Source organism: Croceicoccus sp. YJ47, from assembly GCF_016745095.1.
Taxonomy (GTDB): Bacteria; Pseudomonadota; Alphaproteobacteria; order Sphingomonadales; family Sphingomonadaceae; genus Croceicoccus.
Genome location: NZ_CP067087.1, coordinates 2,708,133 through 2,730,625, shown reverse-complemented (window position 1 = coordinate 2,730,625; position 22,493 = coordinate 2,708,133). Strand labels below are relative to the sequence as shown.

The window sequence follows — 22,493 nt, the reverse complement described above, 5'->3', positions numbered from 1 at the left end:
AGAAGGACTTGCCGACATGAGCAACGACCCGAATGTTGCCGGCCTCCCCGGCCCGATCGTGCATGACGAAATCGTCGCCGCCCGCGCACCCTGGCTCCATCATGTGAAGGCCGGGCAGACGCTGCGCATCGTCGATGTGGAGGGCAACCAGGCCGTCGATTTCCTGCTCTATAGCGAAGCGGACGACGCCGAACGTTACAGCGCGCAGGACACCCTCGCCGCGCAGGGCAATCTGTTCCTGCGCAAGGGCACCGTGCTGCGCTCGAACGAAGGGCGCCCGATGATGACGATCGCCGATACCTCGGTCGAATATCACGATACCATTGGCGGCGCATGTTCGTGCGAATCCAATACGTTGCGATACGGTCATCATACGAAGTCGCAACACGCCTGCGTCGAGAATTTCCTGGAGGCGAACCTGACCGAACGGCGGGGGAAGCGCGACATGGTCTCGAACATCAATTTCTTCATGAATGTGCCGGTGGAGGATGACGGTTCGCTCGGCATCGTGGATGGCATTTCCGCGCCCGGCCTCACGGTCGACCTCCGTGCCGAAATGGACGTGATCGTGGTGGTGTCCAATTGTCCGCAGATCAACAATCCGTGCAACGCGTTCAACCCCACCCCCGTCCGCATGATCGTTTCGGCATGAGCTTCGATACGGTCCTCGTCGCCAACAGGGGTGCCATCGCAACGCGGATCATCCGCACGCTCCGCCGCATGGGCCTGCGCTCGGTCGCGGTCTATTCCGAGGCGGATGCAGGTTCGCTCCATGTCTCGCAGGCCGACCATGCCATCTGCATCGGTCCGGCGACCGCATCGCAAAGCTATCTTTCCATTCCCGCGATTCTCGATGCCGCGCGCGAAAGCGGCGCGGGCGCTATCCACCCCGGCTACGGCTTTCTCGCCGAGAGCACCGAATTCGCCGAGGCGTGCAAGGAGGCGGGGATCGTCTTCATCGGGCCGACGGCGGACGACATCCGCACCTTCGGCCTGAAGCACAGCGCCCGCGATCTCGCCGCGCGCCACGGCGTCCCGCTCGCCCCCGGCACCGGCCTGCTCACCGACCGCGAGGAAGCGGCAGGGGCCGCGCGCGACATTGGCTTTCCCGTGATCGTGAAGGCCACGGCGGGCGGCGGCGGCATCGGCATGCGCATTTGCGAGGACGAGGCCGCGGTGCGCGACGGGTTCGACGCGGTGGCACGGCTCGGCCAGGGCAATTTCGGCGACGCGGGCGTGTTCCTCGAACGGTATATCGGGCGTGCGCGCCATATCGAGGTGCAGATCTTCGGCGATGGCGCCGGCCGCATCGTGCCATTGGGCGAACGGGACTGCTCGCTCCAGCGCCGCAATCAGAAAGTGGTGGAGGAAGCGCCCGCCCCGTGCCTATCGGATGCCAAGCGTGCGGAGCTGATCGGTGCGGCGGTCCGGCTGGGTGAGGCGGCGGGCTATCTTTCGGCCGGCACCGTGGAATTCCTGTTCGATGCGGAGCGGGAGGAGTTCTTCTTCCTCGAAATGAACACCCGGCTTCAGGTGGAGCATGGCGTCACCGAAGAGGTGATGGGCATTGACATCGTCGAATGGATGATCCGGGGCGCGCAGGGCGATTTCGCGTTCATGGACGGCGAAGCCCCGGTGGCGAACGGCCACGCGATACAGGTGCGCCTCTATGCCGAGGATCCCGCGATGGATTACCGGCCCACGGTCGGCACGCTGACCGCCGTGGAATTTCCGGACGACGTGCGCGTCGAACGCTGGTGCATGGCGGGGAGCGAGATCAGCGCATGGTACGATCCCATGCTGGCCAAGATGATCGTCCACGCCGACACGCGCGAGGCCGCGATCGGTGCCATGCAGGACGCGCTCGACGACACGCGCATCGACGGGATCGAGACGAATTTGCGATGGCTGCGCGACGTTGTGCGCAACGACGATTTTGGCCGCGGGACGGTTTCGACCAAGCTGCTTGAGACGATCGACTATCACCCGGCGAGCATCCGCGTGATCAGCGGCGGCACCGCCACCACGGTACAGGACTGGCCTGGCCGCGAGGGGTACTGGTCCGTCGGGGTGCCGCCCTCCGGCCCGATGGACGACCGTTCGTTCCGGCTCGGCAATCTGATGCTCGGCAATGCGGAGGGTACGGCGGGCCTCGAAATGACGGCGAGCGGGCCGACGCTGCTCTTCAATGCGGATGCGCGCATCTGTCTCATGGGCGCGGATTTCGGCGCCACGCTGGATGGCGAACCGGCGCCGAGGGGCACCGTTCTCGACATCGCGGCCGGGCAGACGCTCGCGCTTGGCCGGGTGAGCGGCGGCGGCGTGCGCGGCTATGTCCTGTTCGCCGGCGGGCTCGACATTGCGTCCTATCTCGGCAGCCGCAGCACCTTCGCGCTGGGACAGTTCGGCGGGCATGCCGCGCGGCAGTTGCTGGCGGGTGATACGCTGCATCTCGAACGTGGCGAAACCGCCGCGCCCTGTCCGCCGACGGGCGAACCCGCGTTCGGCACGCAATGGGGGCTGCGCGTGCTTTACGGGCCGCACGGCGCGCCGGATTTCTTTACCGAGGCCGATATCGCGCAGATCGCCGATGCCCGCTGGCAGGTGCATTACAACAGCAACCGGACCGGGGTGCGGCTCGTCGGGCCGAAACCTGAATGGGCGCGCAAGGACGGCGGCGAGGCCGGGCTCCACCCGTCGAACATTCACGACAATCCCTATGCCATCGGCGCGGTCGATTTCACCGGCGACATGCCGATCATCCTGGGACCGGACGGCCCCTCGCTCGGCGGGTTCGTCTGTCCCTTTACGGTAATCGCGGCGGACAGGTGGAAGATCGGACAGCTTTCCCCCGACGATACCGTGCGCTTCGTCCCCGTCACCGTGGAGGATGCGGCAGAGGCCGACCGCATGCCCCTGTCGCACGACGATACGCCGGACGCTGGCGCCGACGTCGCCGTGCTCTCCCCCATTCTCGGCACGATCGAGCCGCAGGGCCACCGCCCGCGCACCGTCTATCGACAGCAGGGTGACCGCAATATCCTCGTCGAATACGGGGACATCGTGCTCGACATCGAATTGCGCATTCGCGTGCACGCCTTGATGGAGGAACTCGAACGGCGCGCCCTGCCCGGCGTGATCGACATCGTGCCCGGCATCCGCTCGCTGCAACTGCATTTCGACGGGCGTTCGCTGGATCAGAAGGGCGCGCTCGACGCGCTCATCGCGGCGGAAGAAGCGCTCGGCGATCTTGAGGATTTCACTGTGCCCTCGCGCATCGTGCATCTCCCGCTGAGCTGGCGCGACCCGGCGATCGAGGAAACGATCGAGAAATACATGGGCGCGGTCCGCGAGGATGCGCCGTGGTGCCCCGACAACATCGAGTTCATCCGCCGCATCAATGGCCTGCCCGATGCCGACGCGGTGGAGAAGCTGATCTTCGATGCGAGCTATCTCGTCATGGGGCTGGGCGATGTGTACCTTGGCGCGCCAGTCGCGACGCCGGTCGACCCGCGGCAAAGGCTGGTCACGACGAAATATAATCCGGCGCGCACGTGGACCCCGCCCAATGTCGTCGGGATCGGCGGGGCCTACATGTGCATCTACGGCATGGAGGGACCGGGCGGATACCAGCTTTTCAGCCGCACGATCCAGGTTTGGAATACCCACCGGCAGACCGACGCCTTCGTCGATGGAAAGCCGTGGCTGCTGCGCTTTTTCGATCAGATCCGCTTTTTCAAGGTGGATGCCGACGAGCTGGCCGAATGGCGCCGCGATTTTCCCAACGGACGCCGCGCGATCGAGGTCGAGCATTCGGAGTTCCGCCTCGCCGATTATCGCGCTTTTCTTGCCGAACATGCCGAATCCATCGCCGCGTTCGAAAAAACCCGACAGGCCGCCTTCGATACAGAGCGCGCCGAATGGGAACGCTCCGGCGAATTCGACCGGGTCAGCGATCTCATCGAGGATGAGGCCGGGCTCGGCGCGGCGGCCCCGGCCATCGAGGTTCCCGACGGGGCCGAGCTGATCGAGGCGCCCTTTGGCGGGAGCGTGTGGAAGATGAATGTGTCGCCGGGAGACAGCGTGACCGAGGGGCAGGTCATCGCCATCATCGAATCCATGAAGATGGAATGCCCGTTCGAAAGCCCGGCGAGCGGCACCATCGCGGCCATCTATGCCGAGGAGCGCCAGGCGCTCACCCCCGGCGCGCCGATGGTCGCCCTGCGGCGGGAGGCATGAGCATGACGGATCTGCGCAGCGCCACCGAAATCGCCGACGCCGTCGCCACCGGCAGGAGCAGCGCCGCCGCGATCATGGAGGAGGCGATCGCCCGCATCGAACGCTACGATGCGGTGCAGCCGGCCATCTGGATCTCGCGCGCGTCACCCGATATTCTGCGTGAAGCAGCGCGAAGGATCGACGCCCGCATCGCGGATGGGGAGAGCCTGCCGCTTGCCGGGGTGCCCTTTGCGGTGAAGGACAATATCGACGTCGCCGGCTTCGAAACGACGGCGGCGTGTCCCGCCTTCGCCTATCGTCCCGAACGATCCGCGACGGTCGTGGCCCGGCTCGAACAGGCCGGTGCGATCTGCGTGGGGAAGACCAATCTCGATCAGTTCGCGACCGGCCTCGTCGGCGTGCGCAGCCCGTATGGCATTCCGCGCAATGCCTATAATCCCGACTATGTCAGCGGCGGATCGAGTTCCGGCTCCTCCATCTGCGTGGCGGCGGGGCTGGTCCCGATCGCACTCGGCACGGATACGGCGGGATCGGGGCGCGTGCCTGCCGCCTTCAATCACCTGATCGGCTTCAAGCCGACGAAGGGGCGGTGGAGCACCGACGGGCTGGTCCCCGCCTGCCGCAGCATCGATTGCATCACCGTGTTCGCCCATGATTCCGTCGATGCGCGGCTCGCCGATGCGGTGGTCGCAGGCTTCGATCCGCGCGATCCCTGGTCGAAACCGCTGGCGCATCGGGGCATCGCGGCGTCGCGCATCGGCGTCCCGCGCAAGGATCAGCGCGCCTTTTTCGGCGATACACAGTCCGAGACGCTTTATGACCGGGCGCTCGCAACGCTGGGCCGGGATGCCGAGATTGTCGAGCTGGACATCGCGCCATTGCTGGAGGCGGCGCGCCTGCTTTACGGCGGGCCGTGGGTGGCGGAGCGCACCGCCGCCATCGCGGATCTGTTACGCGACAACCCCGACGCCATCGATCCCACCGTGCGCGAGGTGGTGAGTGCGGGCACCGGCATGAGCGCGGTCGAATTGTGGAACGGCATCTATCGTCTGGCCGAACTGAAACGCCATGCCGACACGCTTTGGGACGATGTCGACATGCTCGCCTTCCCGACCACGGGCACCATTTACCGCGTCCGCGAGCTTGAGGCGGCGCCGGTCGCGCTCAACAGCAATCTGGGCTTCTATACCAATTTCGTGAACCTGCTCGACATGGCGGCGATCGCCGTGCCGGCGGGTGCGCGCTCCAATCGCACCGGCTTCGGCATCACGCTGATCGGGCCGGCGGATACGGATGCCGCGTTGATCGACGCGGCGCAGAACTATCTCGATGCGGCCGAATTGCCGCCGCCCCCGCCCCTTGCCGAGGAGACTATCGTGGAACGTGTGAAACTGGCCGTCGTCGGCGCCCATCTGAAGGACATGCCGCTACACTGGCAGCTGACCTCGCGCGATGCGCAATTCATCGCGGAGACGACCACCGCGCCGAGCTATCGCCTCTATGCCATGGCCGACAGCACGCCCCCCAAGCCCGCCCTGGCATATAGCGCGGACGGCGCCGAAATACCGGTCGAGATTTACGAGCTGGACGTCGCCCATTTCGGCAGCTTCACCGCCGAGGTGCCCGCCCCGCTCGCCATCGGCACCGTCACGCTTTCCGACGGCAGCAGCGTCAAGGGCTTTGTCGCGGAACCGCGCGCGCTCGACGGGGCGGAGGATATTACGCATCTGGGCGGGTGGCGCGCCTTTATCGCGCAAGGTTGAATGGCGCCGGCGTCATTCAGCCACGCGGGCCGCACCGGCGCCGTGCAAGCGGCCCCGGCATTGCGGCCTAACCCGCGATTGCCTCCTGCCCGGCGGGCGCTAAGGCTGGCGGGATGACGGTGACAGGCCATTCCAGGGAGACGGACCCGGCGGGGCACGTGGGCGATGATGCACCATCGCGCCGCATTGCCGCGCTCGAGGCGGAAAACGCCCGGCTGTCGCAGGAGGCCCGCCGCGCCCAGTCCGCGAACGAGGCGAAGAGCCGCTTCCTCGCCAGCCTCAGCCATGAAATCCGCTCGCCCCTCAATGCGATATATGGCCATGCGCAATTGCTGGAGCGCAAGGAGGGGCGCGATGCGATGCGCGCGGCGCAGATCATCCGGCGATCATGCGAGCATCTGACCAATCTGGTCGAGGGTCTGCTCGACCTTTCGCAGGTGGAGAACGGTGTCCTTCGGCTTCAGCGTGAGGCGATCCGCTTTCCCGCCCTGCTCGACCAGATGATCGCCATGTTCGAGCCGCAGGCCCGCGCCCGGGGGCTTTCGCTCAATCTCGAACGGCCCGATACCCTGCCCGAATTCGTGCGCGGCGATGCGAAACGGCTGCGTCAGGTGCTCATCAACCTGTTGTCCAACGCGATCAAATTCACGAAAGATGGCTCCGTGACGCTGGCGGTGCAGTACCGCAGCGATGTCGCAACCTTCGAGGTGCGCGATACCGGCATCGGCATTGCGCCCGCGGATTGCGCCCGCATTTTCGATCCGTTCGAGCGTGGCGACGAAACGCGCGCCGCCCTCGCGCCGGGGGCGGGGCTCGGCCTGTCGATCACCCGCGCGCTGGTGCACATGATGGGCGGCGACATCGCGGTGGAAAGCACGCCCGGCGCGGGAAGCCGGTTCACGGTGCGCATGATGCTGTCGCAGCCGCCCTCCCCGCCGGCGGGCCCGGCGCCGACCGCCCGCATCGCCGGCTATAGCGACGCGGGACCGGGCGAAGGCCGCCGCCGCATTCTCATCGTCGACGACGACGCGGAGCAGGCGGAAATGGTCGAGGGGCTGCTCGAACCGCTGGGCTTCGACATTGCCGTCGCGGCCCATGGCGAGGATGCGATCGCGATGGCCGGACGCCGCCCGCCGGCGCTCGTCCTGCTCGACATATCGATGCCGGGCCGCACCGGATGGGACACGGCGGAAATCTTGCGCGCGCAGCACGGGGACGCGATGCGCATCGTGATGGTATCGGCCAACGCGCATGAACGGGACGGCGGCGGCGATGGCCGGGCCGCGAATGACGGTTTCCTTTTGAAACCCTTCGACTTTGCCAGCCTGCTCGATCTCGTGGCGCAGCAGCTCGGCATCGAATGGACCGATGCGGATGGGACACCGCCAGCGCCCGCCCCGATACCGGAAGCGGACGGGGCGCCGGCGGTCGGCGATGCCGCGGCCTGCCTGTCCCGGATCGCGCATCTTGCACGCAGCGGCGATGTCCGCGCGCTCGAACAGCGGATCGCCGATTTCGCCGCGCTGGCCCCCGATGCCGCGACGCGGACCGACCGGATGCGCGATGCACTGGATGCGTTCGATCTTGCCGCGCTGGCTCGCATCGCTGCCGAAGGGGCATCGCGATGACGGAATACATTTCCCGGCGGGACCGGATCCTGGTCGTGGACGATACGCCGGACTCGCTGCGGTTTCTGGTCGACATGCTGGATCAGGAGGGGATGACGCCGCTCGTCGCGACAAGCGGCGAGGCCGCGCTCGACCTGCTGTGCCATACGGTGCCCGATCTCGTGTTGATGGACGCGGTGATGCCGGGGCTCGACGGGTTCGAGACGACGGCCCGGATCAAGCGCGATCCCGCGCTCGCCCACCTGCCCGTCATCTTCATGACGGGGTTGAGCGAACCGCAACATGCGATCATGGCGCTGGAATGTGGCGGCGTCGATTATGTGCGCAAGCCCGTCGTGCTGGACGAATTGATGGCGCGCATCCGCGTCCATCTCGCCAATGCGCGCATGTCGCATCGGTCGCAGCGCGCGCTCGACGTGGCGGGGCGCCATGTCCTCGCGCTCGACAGCGAGGCCACATTGCTGTGGTGCACGCCGCAGGCCGAGAGCCTCCTTCTCCTCGTCGATCCGGCCTGGAGCAGTGCGCAATCGCGCCTGCCCGATGGATTGCGGGCCGCGGCCGCACGCTTGCTCCACGACCCTGCGGGGCCGGGCCGTTCGATCCGCGCGCCCTTCGACACGTTCGAGATCGAACTCGCCACGATGGAGGGCACCCGCGGCAGCGAACGCGGCGAGAGCGGCGAAATCCTCGTCCGCCTGACCGAGATTCGCGAAGGCGCGGAGGCCGCTCTCCTGCAGAAACAGGCCGCCCTCACCCCGCGCGAGGCGGAAGTATTGCTCTGGGTGACGCGCGGAAAATCGAACCGCACCATCAGCGAAATCCTCGAAATCAGCCCCCGCACGGTGAACAAGCATCTGCAACAGGTGTTCACGAAACTGGGCGTCGAAACCCGCGCGGCAGCGACCGCCCATGCCATGCGCATCCTCGCCGGATAGCGGGCGCAACAGGGGCATACGTCATTTGAACACTTACGCGCACCCTCTTGTTCCCTTTACCATTTGTGCAGTGCCGCATCGCTGTCCCCGGACGCGAAAATGGCACCATGAATGCAGTCACCAAGGTAGATGACATGAACGGAACGCGCGTAGGAAACAGGATGATCGGCACCGAGGCGCCGGTTACCATCGGCTGGGAAAACCTCCCTCGGGTCGAGGGCGGACCGATCAAGCAATTCGTCTTCACCTGGTTTCAGCCGGTCATGCTGTTCGCGCTCATCGCGTTCTGGTATTACGCGCCCAATTCGCTCGCGACGGCGGAAACGGCGATCTACCTCGGCATCGGGTTCAAGGCGCTGCTGCTCGCGCTCGAATGGGTGAGCCCGCGGTTCACAAGCTGGCGGCTGACGTGGAAGGAAGCGGCGACCGACCTGTTCTATGTCGGCATCGGCTATACGGTCGTCAGCCTTGCGGGCAGCTATTTCGGCTCCGGCTTCATGACCGAAGCGGTGCAAGGCGTGTTCGAATGGGACAAGTTCCTGTGGTTCATGGGCCTGCCCCTCCTGCTTCAGGCGTTCCTGATCTCGTTCATCTTCGATTTCGGGCAGTACTGGATGCATCGCGGCATGCACAACTGGTTCCCGCTTTGGCTGACCCATGCGCCGCATCACTACATCACGCAGCTCAACATCAACAAGGGCGCGGTCGGCAACCCGATCGAACTGTTTCTGATCGGCCTCGGCATTGGGGGGTTCTTCAACTTCCTGCCGCGCGCCGCGCTGCTGGCCGGGTCGCTCGGCATCGCCGTCTCGATCTATCAGCATGTCAACGTGCGCTTCAACACGCCCAATTGGTGGCGCTTCCTCTTCAACACGACGGAGCATCACAGCGTCCACCACTCGCAGGATTACGAAGCGAGCCGGAGCAATTACTCGGCCACCTGGATCATCATCGACCGCATGTTCGGCACGGCCATCGACGGCGAGGCGGAACTGCTCGGCATGGAAGGCGGCCGCCCGATGTCGATCCGCGAAACCATGGTCTATCCCTTTACCGAAGGGTGGAAGGCATTTCGCGAGCGCTTCCCCGGTCAGCGCGAAACCGCCGTTCCCGCCGAATGAGGGCGATCGCCGCCCCGTCCCGCCGACGTTTGCGCGCAAAAGGATAAACGCCCATGAAATCCATGATCGACAGCATCTGGCACATCCGGGGCAGCGTGCCGCTCCGCCCCGGCCAGGACGCCGAAGAGGCCTTCACGCGGCTCGACCCTCTGTTCGCGACGCGGGGCACCACGCATCGGCGCGACGGCGACACGCTGACCTTTCACAAAAAGGATCAGGAAGCGCAGGACAAGCTTTCGATCTTCGATGGCGGAACCCTGCGTGTCGAGGCGGGTCCGGGCGGACGCGCGCTGCGCTACAACATGAAGAGCCGGGCTTTGCTCTATTGCTTCCTCGCGCCGCTGCTCTTCCTCGCCATCGCACAGGTGACCGTGCTCATCGGTCAGTACGAGGCGAACGCCGCAAAGGCCGAGGAGAGCGATAAAAAGGAAAAGGCCGAGGACGAAGATCTGCCGCAGCATTTCATCGACGCCGCACTCGGTGCCCCGGTGCCCGAAAAGCCGAGCGCCGACGACGCGGAAGAGGACAAGGGGCCCAAGCCGACGGCCGCCTATATCTTTGCCGGCATCTTCGCGGCGCTCTATGTCGTGGGCCGCATACTGGAAAGCTGGTTGGTAAAGTCGCTGTTCCGGCGGCGGCTTTCCGGCGATACCGGCGACATCCGCGCATCCGGCGATACGCCCGGCACCCGGCTCCCCGTCTGATCCTGTCTTAATCGAAGGCGACGCCCACGTTGTACGCGAAGGTCGCGGGGCCGGTATAGCCCGGCTCCACCACCACATCCATCGCGAGGCTCAGCGTCGTGTCGCCCACGCCCCATCGGATTGAGCTGAAAATCGAGCGAGCTTCCGGCCGGCGGCGGACCGTTGCGAAAGCTCGCCCCCGCAAGTTGCCCCGGATAGAACATGGTGATGCGCGATGCGGCATGCTGCGTCTGCGGCACGATGGTAATGCGGACATAGCGGATAAGACACAGGTTCGAGAGGTTGAGCGCGCGGCACGATATCATCATGCGGGGCACAGCCACCGGCGCCGTGCTGAGCCGGATGGCGTCGCCCGACACGCGCGTCACCTGTCCCGATGGCGCGATGCGGAACGTCGTGGGCACGGTACCGGCAATGATCTCGCCAAGCTGCGGCGCGACGCCGGTCTGAAACACCACCGAAATCTGCGCCTTCGCGGGCGAGACGCAGCCGAGCACCATCGCCGCGGGCAGCAGAAGCCACATCACAAACCGGGACATCAGACCGTTCCTTCCTGAACATGAAGAATGGCACGGTCGAGCAGCATGTAGCCGCCCGACGCTGGCACCTCGACCACCGGCACCTCATCCATGCGAAGGCCGAACCGGGCGGCCTGTTCGGGATCGATGCGCAATGTGTATCGCCCCGGCGGCACGGCCCCGAAAATGGCAATGCCGTCATGCCCCGTGCGCGCCGCAATGACCGGGCCCGAACCCTCCGAACCTTCCGGCACAAGTCCGAGCAGGATCGCGGCAATCGGGCGAAAGCCATCCGAGGTTGCGAAAAACACCGGAATCTCGATCTCGGAGGCGAAGCTCATCGCGATGCGTATCGGGACGGTGCGCCCCTGCCGCGGGGTCAGCATCAGCGCATCGGGCACACCGCCGAGATAAAGCTGGTCGGTCTGCGATGCGTCGATGCGCAGGCGGGCGGGCGACGAATCGCCAAGCGCCTCCGCAATGGCGTAACCGGCCGCATCGGTGGTAACGATCCCCCCGGGCGTATGAACGCGAAGCGAACTGACGCCGACCTCGCCATCCTGTCGCCGTCCATCGCCATTCGCGTCGATGAACGCGTCGATCGCCCCCCGCCCGCCGATCGCGCCGTTCGCCGAGGAAAGGCGATAACCGCCCCGCGTTCCGCCGGGCGCGAGCACGAAGGACAGTTGCAGCGACGCGCGCCAGTCGCCACTCCCAAGCTCCATCCCGCCAGAGCTGGTGATATCCACCCCCGCGATCCGGTAACGATGGGAGAAATCCACAAGCGTGCTGGCGACCCCGCGGTCGTAGCGCGATGCGCCGATCTGGAACTCGCCGAACCGGTTCCGGAATTGCGAGGCGATGAATGCGCGCTCGACGCCCGCCCCGTCGGTCAGGCGATAGGTGAGCCCCGTCCGCAGCGTCACCGCCGCGGCCAGCGGAACGATCGCCTCCGCCGCGGCGACGTTCCGGTCGATCGCCACCAGCCCTCCACGGCGTTGCCGGCTGAGCAGGAGATTGACATAGGCCCGGCCCAGCGTCACGCCCGCGCGTATATTGGCATCGAGACGCGCACCGTCGGCGTCGTAATCGGCATAGCGAAGATCGAACGACAGCGGCAGCAGCATTCCGCCCGGCAATGGCGCGGCGACGCCCATCCGCAATTCGCTCGACCGGCGGATCGCACCAAGGGCAAAGCCGATGGGTCCGCGCGTTTCGTCGATGAAACCGCCGGCATATTCCGAATGGCTCGCGCGCAAGTCGAAGCTGCCCCGGCGTGTCGCGGCAAGCAGGCTCGCCGCCCGGCCGCCGCGCGTATCATACGCGACGATCGCATCCACGCCGGTCCTTGCGACGATGGTCTTGACCCCGGCGGCCGCGGCGATCCGCGTGCCCACCCCCCACGGGTCATACCGCATCACATCGGCATGGACCGTCAAACCCGACGTCAGCCCGTAATCCAGGCCGACCGTGACGCGCGGTCCTTCCTCGGCCTGCATGAAATTGGCAAGCGCGAAGCCATAGACCGGCTTGAACGCCTCCGCGATGCCGACCTGGAACACGCTCTCGCCCTGCTGCAACTGACCCGCGCCGAGGGGGACGTGGCGGATTTCCTCGCGCATCTGTCCCTGCGGGCCGTAGAATACGAGGCGCACCAGATTGTCGCCCATCGGCAGGGTCAGCCCGTCGAAGCGATAGCGTCCGATCCCCTCATCGGCCTGGCTCGCCCGGAGGACGCCATTGACGTAAAGTTCGACATCCTCACCAGCGGGCAGATCCCCCTCCAGCACGACGGGCGCGGAAAAATCGAAGCGCGACAACGGGCTTGTGGAGTAGAACAGCCCGCGCCCCGGAACGCTCCGCGCGCCGAGCCGGGCATCGGGCGTGTTCACATCGCCCACCGCGACGCGCCTCCCCCCGAGCGGACCGAGTGCGCGATTGTCGGCATCCACCCGTTCGAGGAACAGGCGCGCCGTCCGCATACCCCGCGAATTCGCCGCGAAAGCCCCGCGAAACCCGGCAAAGGCAAGGTCGCTCGCCGCCTGCACATTGACCCATTGCATCGCGTCGGCAAAGCCGCGCGCGGTTTGCATGCCAGCGGCAAAGGCGAGCGTGGGCGCGGTGATCGCGCGATAGGGATCCTCGATCCGGCGAGAGACGCCCTTCGCCTCGTTCTGATCCAGATGGCGGCGGCGATCCTCGACCGCGCGGCGCAACATGACGGGAAGCGGCGCGGTCGGGTCGATCTCCATCAGCTGCGCATCGGGGCGCAGACGGAGACGCACGGGCAACACGCGTTCGATGATCTCGGTCGCAAGATACAGATCGCCGGAAAAGGCGCACACGCTCCCACGATCGAGGTGATGTCGATTTGTGCCGATGGTCGCCGTCATCGCGGCAAGATCGATGGCAAAGGGTGCCGCGGGCGATTTCAGATCACCCACGGCCGAAAGCCCGTCCGGCGAAACCCGGACCGAGAGATCGAGCAAACGCGCGAGTTGGCCGAGCGGGATGAAGATTTCGTCGCCTGCGCGATAGGCGTCCATCGTATCGGCCAGCAATTCGGTCCCGACCCGCACTTCGAGCCAGAGCAGGCTGTCATCCGAAAGGCATGGCGCCTGCGCCGGCAAGGGCGTGGCGGACACCGGCTGAGCCAGAACCGGCGTTCCGGCGAGGGCGAGGACCATGCCGCCACCCGCCATCCACGCCCGTCTCACGGGACGCTGAGCGCGGTTGCGGCCAGTTCGTTGCCGGCGACGTTTTCCCGGTTTCGATAGACGACGCGCACGGTGCGACCCACGGAATCTTCGGGAAGTGAAACGCGAACCGAGCGGCGGGCGATTTCCGGATAGACGGCGATGCCGCGAATGGATTCAAGCACCTCGCGGTTCTTGCCGGAACCGGCAACGATCTCGACATCGCCGTACACCGAACCATCCCCCTGTCGCACCAGATCGAAGGCAAGCACCGGCCGCTCCTCCGGCCGGGCGCGAACCATGTGCAGCGATTCAATCGTCACTCCCGCCGCGTCGACCCCGGTGCGCAGGATGATCGGGATGCTGACACTGAACAGGCTGGACACCCGGACGGAAATGGAGCTCGGGTTGACGCGGGCGATCTCTGCGGGAGAGAAGCCGGCATCGTCCGCCGGCTGTGCGGTGATGGCGAGATGGCTGCGCCGTTCGCCCGGCGACGCGGGGACGCGCGCCCTGACCTTGATGGCCTGGCTCTGCCGGGGGGCGAGCGCGATGCGCCTGGGCGTGAAATCGACGAACGCACTGGCCGATGTGTCGGGGACCTGGTCGCCGAGCGGGGTTATCGCCCCATCGGCGTTCATTTCCATTTCGATCATGTCGACGCGATAGGTCACCGCCGTATCGCCCCTGTTCACGATATAGAGCGTCGCGGTGCGTGTCCCCTCGTCAAAGACCAGCCTGTGATGCGACAGGCTGACATTGCCGGATTGCGCCGCGACCGGGCTTCCGGCCACCATCGCAATGCACAGCATCGCCCCCAATGCGCCGCGCACCCCTCGCATCTCAGTTATACGCGGTCGAAACGGTGAAGGAGCCGGAATACAGGCCGGCGACCGTTGCCGTGCTGACCGCGACCGACCCGCCGACGCGCACGTCGAGCTGCCCCGCCGCACCGGCGCTACCGCTCAATGTCTGCGCGCTGAGCGAACCGGAAAGGTTATGTGCGGTCGCAACCGTCAGCATTTCGGAGCCGTTCGACAGGACGAAGCTGCTGGGGATGGTGACGGAGACGGCGTGGCCGCCCTCCCCCGCGATGGTGAACGCGGCGGCCTGCGGCGTGTCGCCCGCATCCATGCTTTCCACCCCGCCGCTTACCGAACGCAGGCCCGAAACATCGACTTGCACCGTGCCGTCACTCGTCGTCGAGCGCAGGATGCTCCCGAAACGAAGGTCCGCATTCTTCGTAATCGTCAACGGCTGCACGATTGTCAGGGAACCATTCGCCGTTGCCGAGCTTTGTGCAGTTGCGGGCGATCCGGAATAAAGAACGATGGTGGCCGCAGCCACGGCAAGACGCAGGAACATGACTTAATCCTTCGCAGTGGGAGCGCGCACAAATTGTGCCGATCCGGTACGAAGATTTTTAAACGCATTCCCTGAATCGGAATCGTTTTCGCGTTACGTGTTTGACCCTAAAACCGTGAGAGATTGGTCCGGATTTAGATCAACGTCGATCCCAAGCGCATTGGAAAGACGACGCAAGACGGTCGGGGCAGGCCGCGCGAAAACGGCCCGCCCCGCGCCGGCATCAGCCCAGATCGGCGTGCGACACCGCATGCATCGGGATGAGGTAATCCGCCTGCCAATCGCCGGCTTCGGGCACCGCGACCGGTTCGGCGCCGACATATGCGCTGTTGAACGACGCGACTGGGGCCGCGGCCGTCGCATCCTCCACCGCGCCCGCCTTCGCATCGAGAACCGTCCCGATCAGCGTATCGCCGGCGTAGATTTCGGTATCCGCGCCGTTCTGCACGAATGCGATCGGTGCACTGCCCATTCCTTCGATCAGAATCGCATCCGGGCCGTTCCCGAAATCCGCAATGATGTCGGCGTCCTGCGCCGTGCCATCGGCATGCAGCACGAACACATCCGGCCCGCGTCCACCGATCAGCATGTCCATGCCATCGCCGCCGTCGAGCACGTCGGCGCCATTGCCACCCTCGAGCCAGTCATCGCCCGCACCGCCCAGCAGCGTGTCCGAGCCATTGCCGCCGTACAGCCTGTCGTTCCCGCCAAGCGCGATGAGCACATCGCTGCCATTCCCGCCAAACAGGACATCGTTGCCGCCATTCCCGGTCAGCATGTCGGCACCATTTCCGCCGTCGAGCACGCGTTCACTCAGGTTGAACCGGGCCAGCACCGGATCGTGATCGGACACGCCCGACGCGGTGGGGATATTGCGATGCACGATGTCGAACGCCGCCCCGCCGAGCAGGTTTTCACTCGCGAGGATATGGTCGATCTGCTGCGCATTGCCTTCGAACAGGGCGGAATAACGCTCCGCCGGGTCGAGCATCCACGTCAGGTTGACGAGTTCGACATCGCTGCCGTCCGTGATGACGCCATCGGCGTAGTCGAGCTGCCCCGCGACGATCTGCAGGGTTTCCTCGAACTGGAAATCGTTGAAGTCGCCTGTGACCACGACATTCGCATCGGGATCCTCGGCGAGAACCCCCTCGACATAGGCGTTGAGCGCGGCGGCCTGCTCCGCCCGGCGCAGCGCACCCGCCATCTCCGGCGGCTGATTGGCGGAGAATGTCGTGTCCGACCCGATGAGCGAGGTGAAATGATTGCCGATAACCGTCACCTCCTCGCCATTGAAGGTGAACGTCGCGCCCAGGGGCACGCGCGCGAACGCATCGTCGTCGATGGTAAAGACCGAGCTTTCGTCGAGATCGACCCGGTCCTCGCGATAAAGGAAAGCCACGCGAATATTGCCGCCCGGCTGCCCGCCGGTCTGCCCATCCTCGACAAATGGATTGTCGAGCACGGAGTAGACGATGCCCGTTTCGGTGTAGATCGCATCGGCGATCGCCTGCAAATTCATGCTTGCCGTGACGGTGCCGTCATTGGCCGAACCGCTGTCGTCCTGCACCTCTTCGAGCACGACGATGTCGGGGGCGTTCATCGCCACGCCAATGTCGAAGGCAATCGCATCGAGCCGGCCATCGGCGACATCGGTATCGCCGTCCGCCTCGTTGATGTCGAAATTGAGGATGTTGTAATTGGCCACGGTGAACTGATTCGCCGTGCCTTCGAGGATCGAGGTTTCTAGTGTTGCCGGCTTCAGCCGCGACGGTAACCGCCTCGGTCGGGCGCAATTCGAAATTGCCGAAGCTGTAATCGATGATGCCCGTCACATCGTCGAGGCGCGCGCCGGGGTCCACCTCGGGCGTATCGAAACGCACGCCGTTAAGCGTGTAGCCGCCGTCGATCTGTATCCGCTCGGGATTGAAATCGGACCCCGCCCCGCTGTCGAACACGCCGAGACCGCCTTCCCCGCCGCGCACGGTGACAAGGCCGCTTTCCGCGACATTGGTGGCAGGGAGCGTGCCCTCGCCGTCGCTCGCCACGGTCCAGATTTCGCCGAAACGATTGGTGCTGTCGACCGCGACGGGGCTTTGCACGGTGACCCGCATCGCCTCCATGCTTTCCCAGAAATCGATGCCGTCGCTCTGCGGATCGTAGGTCGTCATCCCGTCGTCGTCGATGATTTCGGTCGGCGGGGAAATGCCATCGGGCCCGATCACGACCGCCTGCGGCAGCGCATTGCCGCTGCTTTCGACGGTGACGTTCACGTCCATCAGTTCGGTCGTGGTGAGGCTGCTGTCATCGCCGCCGGGCAGGAATTCGGTGACCGTGCCCGATACCCGCACCGCATCGCCCGCTGCAACAGCAGGGGCCGTGCGGGTAAAGACGAAAATGGCGTCCGAGGTGGCGGCGTTCCCGTCCCCGTCCGGATCCTGCATATAGAAACCGTTCGATGCGACGGCGGTGACGATGCCGCCCGTTTCGACCTCGCTGCCTTCGTAGATTGAGCGATGGCCTTCGCCCTGGATCTCCCCGATGCGGAGGTTGAGCAAATCGTCATTCTCGATCGTACCGGTGGCGGTGCCGCCGCGAATATCGGCGCCGCCCGTCGCGTCGTTAAGCGTGAGGGCAAAGGTTTCGGTCGGCTCCGCAACCGTATCGCCAACGACCGCTACGGTGATCGTGGCGCTCGTCTGCCCATCGGCGAAGGTGACCGTGCCCGAAAGCGGCCCGGCAATATCGGCCGCATCCGCCGATTGCGCATCATCGCCCAGCACGACGGCATAATCGACGGTAATCTCGCCATCGCTGCCGCCGGTGCGGCGCACGGTAAAGGTGAGATCGCGCGTGCCGCTGTCCCCTTCGACGAGGGAGGCATCGTCGACATAGAGGCTGTAGGCCGGATTGGGCGCGACGAAATCCTGCCCGCCGTTCACGGTGCCAAAGCTGTCGTCCACAGGCCCGGTCCAGGTAAAGTCGTCATAGCTCGACCCCGTGCCCGACAATTGCAGGGACAATCCCTCCGGGCTGCCTGCTTCCTCGACACCGACATCGACGCTGGTCATGCCGGCCGCGGGGCCGTCCGTCGCCGTCAACGTGCCTTCGTACGACAGGAACTGCACCACCGTGCCATCGGGAGAGACAAGCGCGAAGCCGTCGGGCGCGCCGTTCTGCAGACCCGTGGCGGCAAAGGCGATCGTGCCGAACCCGTCATCCTCATCCGCGATGGTGCCCGACAGCGCGATGGTGTTGTAAACCCCGCCGCCATTGCCGTTGTAAAGCGCGATGGACCAGCCGGTAAGATCGGTGCCTGCACTGCCCGCGATCTCGATGGCCTCACCGACATCGCCGCCCGCGTTGTCGTAATGGAATTCGTTGAAGAACACCGTGGGCGCGCTCTCGTCCTGCGCGAAACTCTGCCCGGCATTCGCCTCGCCCGAGGTGCCCGGTGCCGCACCGGTCCAGGTGAAATCGCCATAGCTCGTGCCCGTGCCCGACAATTGGAGCGAGTAGCCGACCGGCGTGGTGCCATCCTCGGCGACCCCGATGTCGGTGCTCTGCATCCCATCGGCCGCGCCGCCCACGGCGGTAAAGCTGCCTTCGTAGGACAGGAACATGACCACCGCGCCGCCCGCATCCACAAGCGCCATCCCGTCGGGCGCGCCATTCTGAAGCCCGTTGACCGGCAGGTTCACCGTGGTGAAGCTCTCGCTCCCCGAAAGCGCGATGGTGCCGTAGGGCGCCCCGTTCGATCCGTTGTAGAGAATCACGCTCCACCCCGTCAGGTCGACGGAATCGAGATTGGCGATCTCGATGAATTCCCCGATGTCGCTGCCTGCATTGTCGTAGTGAATTTCGTTGAAAAAGACGCGCGCTGACGTGTTCGCAACCATATCCGTGACCCTCTTGGAAAACGATGCGGACGGCGGGAAGGCCGATCCGATGCCGAAATGCGGTAAGCCGATGTTAAGACAGATTTATGACGCAAACCAGCAGCACGGGGCAAGCCGCATTCGCGTGGCCGTGACACATGACGGGGATGCGAGCCGAACCCTGCGCAGTTTTGACGGAGCCTGCGTATACCAGACGTTAAGCCATACGCCGCTAGCGCAGCGGGGTGTTGCAAGCTCTCCATCCCTTCGCGCTGAACGAGAAAGAACGGCTTACCGCTCTTGCCGAACTCGCCATTCTGGATTCGACGGAGGAGGAAGAGTTCGACGCCGTCACACGGCTCACCGCTTCCATATTCGGCGTGCACAGCGCCGCGGTCAGCCTCATCGACAAGGATCGGCAATGGTTCAAGGCGCGCCATAATATCGCGTTGAAGGAAACCCCGCGCGAGGTCGCGTTTTGCGATCACGTCGTCGCCCATCGCAAGGGCATGGTCGTGCGCGACACGCATCGCGACGCGCGCTTCGTGAAAAATCCGCTCGTGACCGGGGCGCCGCATATCCGATTCTATGCCGGCGCGCCGCTTTATCTTCGCTCGGGCCATTGCGTGGGCAGCCTGTGCGTGATCGACGGGCGTCCGCGGGACGATTTCGACGCGGACAAGTTCGAACTTCTCCACCATTTCGCCGCCATCGTGAGCGAATTGATCGAAGCGCGCAAATCGCGGCGCGAGGCGGATATCGCGGCCAAGGTGGTGACGTCGACGCCCGACGCCGTGCTCGCCGCGAACCGGAAGGCCGAAATCGTCTACTGGAACGACGCGGCGGCGAAGCTGTTCGGCTGGTCCGCACAAGAGGCGCTCGGCAAGAACGTGACGCGCATCATACCCGAAGATTTGCGCGCCGGGCATCAGGCCCGGTTCGAGCGGGCGGCGAAGGGTGGGCCGACCCGGCTCGTCGGCAGGTTCGTGGAGTTGGAGGCGCGCCGGAGCGATGGCTCGGTCTTTCCGGTGGAGCTGTCCCTTGCCCCGTGGGGTGACGCGGCACAAGGCGGTTTCGCCGCGATCGTCCGCGATATTTCGGAGCGCAAGGCGCTGCAGGCCGACCGCCTGGCGAGCAAGCGCTTCCTCGACGCGGTGGTGTCCAACCTTCCGCTGATGCTGTTCGTTAAGGACGCGGAGACGCGGCAATATCTGTTGCTCAACAAGAAAGCCGAAAATCTCATCGGTCGTCCCGCCGACACGATGCTGGGCAAGGAGGACAGCGAATTGTTCCCCGAGCGTGGCCCGACCTTCAGGCAGAACGATCTGCGCGCGATCAGGAGCGGCAATCCCGAGTGCAGCGAAAGCGCGTTCGAGCGCGACGATGGCTCCGTCGTCAACATCCGGACCACCCGCGTGCTCATCGACGGCCCGGACCGACCGGGTCAGTATCTGCTCGGCCTGTCCGAGGATCTCACCGCGATGCGGCAGTCGGAAGCCGAACGGTGGAGGCTGGCGCGCTTCGACAGCCTGACCGGGCTGATCAACCGGGCGAGCTTCCTTGAACAGGTCGAGGAACTGGTCGGCAATCACGCGCCCTTTGCCATGCTGTCCATCGACATCGACAGGTTCAAGGCGGTCAATGACCAGTTCGGCCACGCCATTGGCGACAGGGTGCTCGAACATGTCGGCGAGCGATTGCTCGCCATGGCCGACGATGGGATGAGCGTCGCACGCGTCGGCGGGGACGAATTCACCTGCCTGCTGACCGGTCGCAACCTGCGGACGCGCGCGCGAACGTTGTCCCGGCGCCTGTTCGAAGATTTCGAAACGCCGTGCCAGATCGACGCGATAACCGCCTATCTCAACATGTCGGTCGGCATCGTCGTCTATCCCGATGACGGCAACACGATCGAAATCCTGCGTCAGAATGCCGACCTCGCCATGTACCGGGCAAAGCTCGACGGTCGCGGCGAGCCGTGTTTTTTCGACGACGCCATGGACACCGCGCAACGCGATCGCCTTCGCCTCGAAACCAAATTACGCAACGCGATCGCGGACGACCGCATCGAAACCGTCTATCAACCGATCGTCGAGGTGCACACCGGCGCCGTCGTCGGCGTGGAGGCGCTCGCCCGGTGGACCGACATGGAACGCGGCCCGATCCCGGCCGATCTGTTCATCTCCATCGCCGAGGATTGCGGCCTTATCGACGAGCTGGGCGAGAATATCCTGCGGCGTGCCTGTGCCGATGCGACGGGCTGGCCCGCCGGAATAAAAATTTCGGTCAATCTGTCGCCGCGGCAGTTCTATTCCGGCAAGCTTTTGAAGATCATTGCCGACACGTTGAACCAGACCGGCCTTCCGGCAAACCGCCTGCAGCTTGAAATTACCGAAAATCTCGTGATGCAGAACGCGGATGAAGCGTTCGCCCAGCTCGAACGGATGAAGGACATGGGCATTCGCATATCGGTCGACGATTTCGGAATCGGCTATTCCTCGCTCGGCTATTTTCAGAAGTTCTGCTTCGATACGGTCAAGATCGACAAATCCTTCATCCGCGAAATCGAAAGCTCGCAGGCGGCCAAGGCCATCGTGACCGCGGTGGTCGGGCTTGCCCGGCAATTGTCGATGTCGGTCGTGGCAGAAGGCGTGGAGACGCAGCGTCAACGCGAATTGCTCGCGAAGCTGGGCGCCAGCCATCTGCAAGGCTATCTGTTCAGCGCGCCTGTCAAACCGAGCCGGCTGGACCGCCTGTTCACGAAATCGTTCACGGATTGAACGCACCAGCCGCGCCGCGGTGGGCGAACCCATGAAAAGGAGGCACGGGCCAGCGCCCCTGCCCCCTTCACCCTTGGTCCTATGCCGCGCCCATCGGTTCCATGTCCTGCCGCGCGAGAGCGGTACGCACCCCCTCGTCCGCTTCCATCCGTTCGCGATGCGCGGCAAGGGCCGGATAGTCCGCAAGGGTCATCGGCGTCTGATCGAGCCAGCGCACCAGCACATAGAGAAACGCATCCGCAAAGCTCCGCTCGCCCAGATACCATGTCCCGCCGGCGGTCGTCAGGTTCTCCTCCATACGCGCGTAATGATCCTTGAGCGTATCGTAGGCGGCCTGCTTGACCTCCTCCTGCGCATCCTCGCTTTCGGCGAAGTTCTGCGGCGCGAAATGCGGGCCGTAGCTTGCGTGAACCTCGGTCGTCATGAACGACAATGCCTCGGCCTCGCGCCGGCCCAGCTTTGTATCGCGGGCGTAACCCTCCCCGCCATGGGCCGCGCCCAGCCAGGCGAGAATAGCGGAAAGCTCGGTCAGGACATCGCCATCGGGGAACGTGATCGCGGGCACCTTACCCTTCGGATTGATGGCGAGATATTCGTCCTTCTTGTGATCGCCATAGGCCATGTTGTGCACGGCAACCGGCGCATCGATCCAGGCGATGGCAATATTGGCGGCCAGTGAACAGGTGCCGGGCATGGTGTAGAGCGTGGTCTGATGATCGGACATGGGTGGTTTTCTCCTTTGCCACCCATACGCATGGGCGCCGCGATGTGTCCGCGCGCGCCGTCATCCCTTCGTTCAGAGGCGTATGCGGTGCGTGACGCTTCGCCGTGACCACCGTGTCGAGCCTAGCGAGAATGGTGAGTAC

The 22,493-nt window shown here is 65.1% G+C and carries 15 protein-coding genes; 9 read left to right on the top strand and 6 right to left on the bottom strand.

Annotated features, from left to right (window positions below):
- The first annotated feature begins 16 nt into the window (after positions 1-16).
- The 8 genes from JD971_RS13255 to JD971_RS13220 all read left to right on the top strand — a co-directional run bounded on the left by JD971_RS13255 (position 17) and on the right by JD971_RS13220 (position 10,840).
- Positions 17-652, top strand: a complete 636-nt coding sequence (locus JD971_RS13255) for an urea amidolyase associated protein UAAP2 (protein WP_202084103.1) — start codon at positions 17-19, stop codon at positions 650-652.
- A complete protein-coding gene (uca, locus tag JD971_RS13250; protein ID WP_202084101.1) occupies positions 649-4,239 on the top strand; it encodes an urea carboxylase in 3,591 nt (1,196 codons plus the stop codon). The genes JD971_RS13255 and uca overlap by 4 nt, the downstream gene beginning before the upstream one ends.
- On the top strand, positions 4,236-6,002 hold the full coding sequence (atzF, locus tag JD971_RS13245; RefSeq protein WP_202084099.1) for an allophanate hydrolase: 1,767 nt from the start codon (positions 4,236-4,238) through the stop codon (positions 6,000-6,002). The genes uca and atzF overlap by 4 nt, the downstream gene beginning before the upstream one ends.
- 113 nt (positions 6,003-6,115) lie before the next feature.
- A complete protein-coding gene (locus JD971_RS13240; RefSeq protein WP_202084096.1) occupies positions 6,116-7,630 on the top strand; it encodes a hybrid sensor histidine kinase/response regulator in 1,515 nt (504 codons plus the stop codon).
- Positions 7,627-8,565 carry a response regulator gene (locus tag JD971_RS13235; RefSeq protein WP_202084094.1) on the top strand — a complete coding sequence of 313 codons (939 nt, stop codon included), beginning with the start codon at positions 7,627-7,629 and terminating at the stop codon, positions 8,563-8,565. Before JD971_RS13240 ends, JD971_RS13235 begins: the two co-directional genes overlap by 4 nt.
- 134 nt (positions 8,566-8,699) lie before the next feature.
- Positions 8,700-9,686: a sterol desaturase family protein gene (locus tag JD971_RS13230; RefSeq protein WP_202084091.1), complete on the top strand. Its 987-nt coding sequence runs from the start codon at positions 8,700-8,702 to the stop codon at positions 9,684-9,686.
- A 53-nt stretch (positions 9,687-9,739) separates the two neighbouring features.
- A complete protein-coding gene (locus JD971_RS13225; RefSeq protein WP_202084089.1) occupies positions 9,740-10,390 on the top strand; it encodes a hypothetical protein in 651 nt (216 codons plus the stop codon).
- 306 nt (positions 10,391-10,696) lie between these two features.
- Positions 10,697-10,840, top strand: coding sequence for a hypothetical protein (locus tag JD971_RS13220; RefSeq protein WP_202084087.1), 144 nt, complete (start codon positions 10,697-10,699; stop codon positions 10,838-10,840).
- An 88-nt stretch (positions 10,841-10,928) separates the two neighbouring features.
- On the opposite strand, the gene JD971_RS13215 is transcribed toward JD971_RS13220, so the two are convergent.
- From JD971_RS13215 to JD971_RS13195, 5 genes are all read right to left on the bottom strand, one after another.
- Positions 10,929-13,595, bottom strand: coding sequence for a hypothetical protein (locus JD971_RS13215; protein WP_202084085.1), 2,667 nt, complete (start codon positions 13,593-13,595; stop codon positions 10,929-10,931).
- Between the two features lie 26 nt (positions 13,596-13,621).
- Positions 13,622-14,446 carry a hypothetical protein gene (locus JD971_RS13210; protein ID WP_202084083.1) on the bottom strand — a complete coding sequence of 275 codons (825 nt, stop codon included), beginning with the start codon at positions 14,444-14,446 and terminating at the stop codon, positions 13,622-13,624.
- A gap of 1 nt (position 14,447) precedes the next feature.
- Entirely contained in the window at positions 14,448-14,969 is a 522-nt protein-coding gene (locus tag JD971_RS13205) for a DUF4402 domain-containing protein (protein WP_202084081.1), read from the bottom strand.
- A 223-nt stretch (positions 14,970-15,192) separates the two neighbouring features.
- Complete coding sequence (locus JD971_RS16925; protein ID WP_371809753.1) at positions 15,193-16,572, bottom strand: endonuclease/exonuclease/phosphatase family protein; 1,380 nt, start codon at positions 16,570-16,572, stop codon at positions 15,193-15,195.
- Complete coding sequence (locus tag JD971_RS13195; RefSeq protein ID WP_202084079.1) at positions 16,511-18,868, bottom strand: Calx-beta domain-containing protein; 2,358 nt, start codon at positions 18,866-18,868, stop codon at positions 16,511-16,513. The genes JD971_RS16925 and JD971_RS13195 overlap by 62 nt, the downstream gene beginning before the upstream one ends.
- Positions 18,869-19,092: 224 nt before the next feature.
- Between JD971_RS13195 and JD971_RS13190 the strand changes: the two genes are divergently transcribed.
- Positions 19,093-21,627 (top strand): EAL domain-containing protein, encoded by a 2,535-nt coding sequence (locus tag JD971_RS13190; protein WP_202084077.1) that lies wholly within the window; start codon positions 19,093-19,095, stop codon positions 21,625-21,627.
- A gap of 79 nt (positions 21,628-21,706) precedes the next feature.
- Here the strand turns inward: JD971_RS13190 and JD971_RS13185 are convergent, their stop codons facing one another.
- The gene (locus JD971_RS13185; RefSeq protein WP_202084075.1) at positions 21,707-22,351 is read right to left on the bottom strand and encodes a glutathione S-transferase family protein; all 645 of its coding nucleotides are present in this window, start codon (positions 22,349-22,351) and stop codon (positions 21,707-21,709) included.
- Between the last annotated feature and the right edge of the window lie 142 nt (positions 22,352-22,493).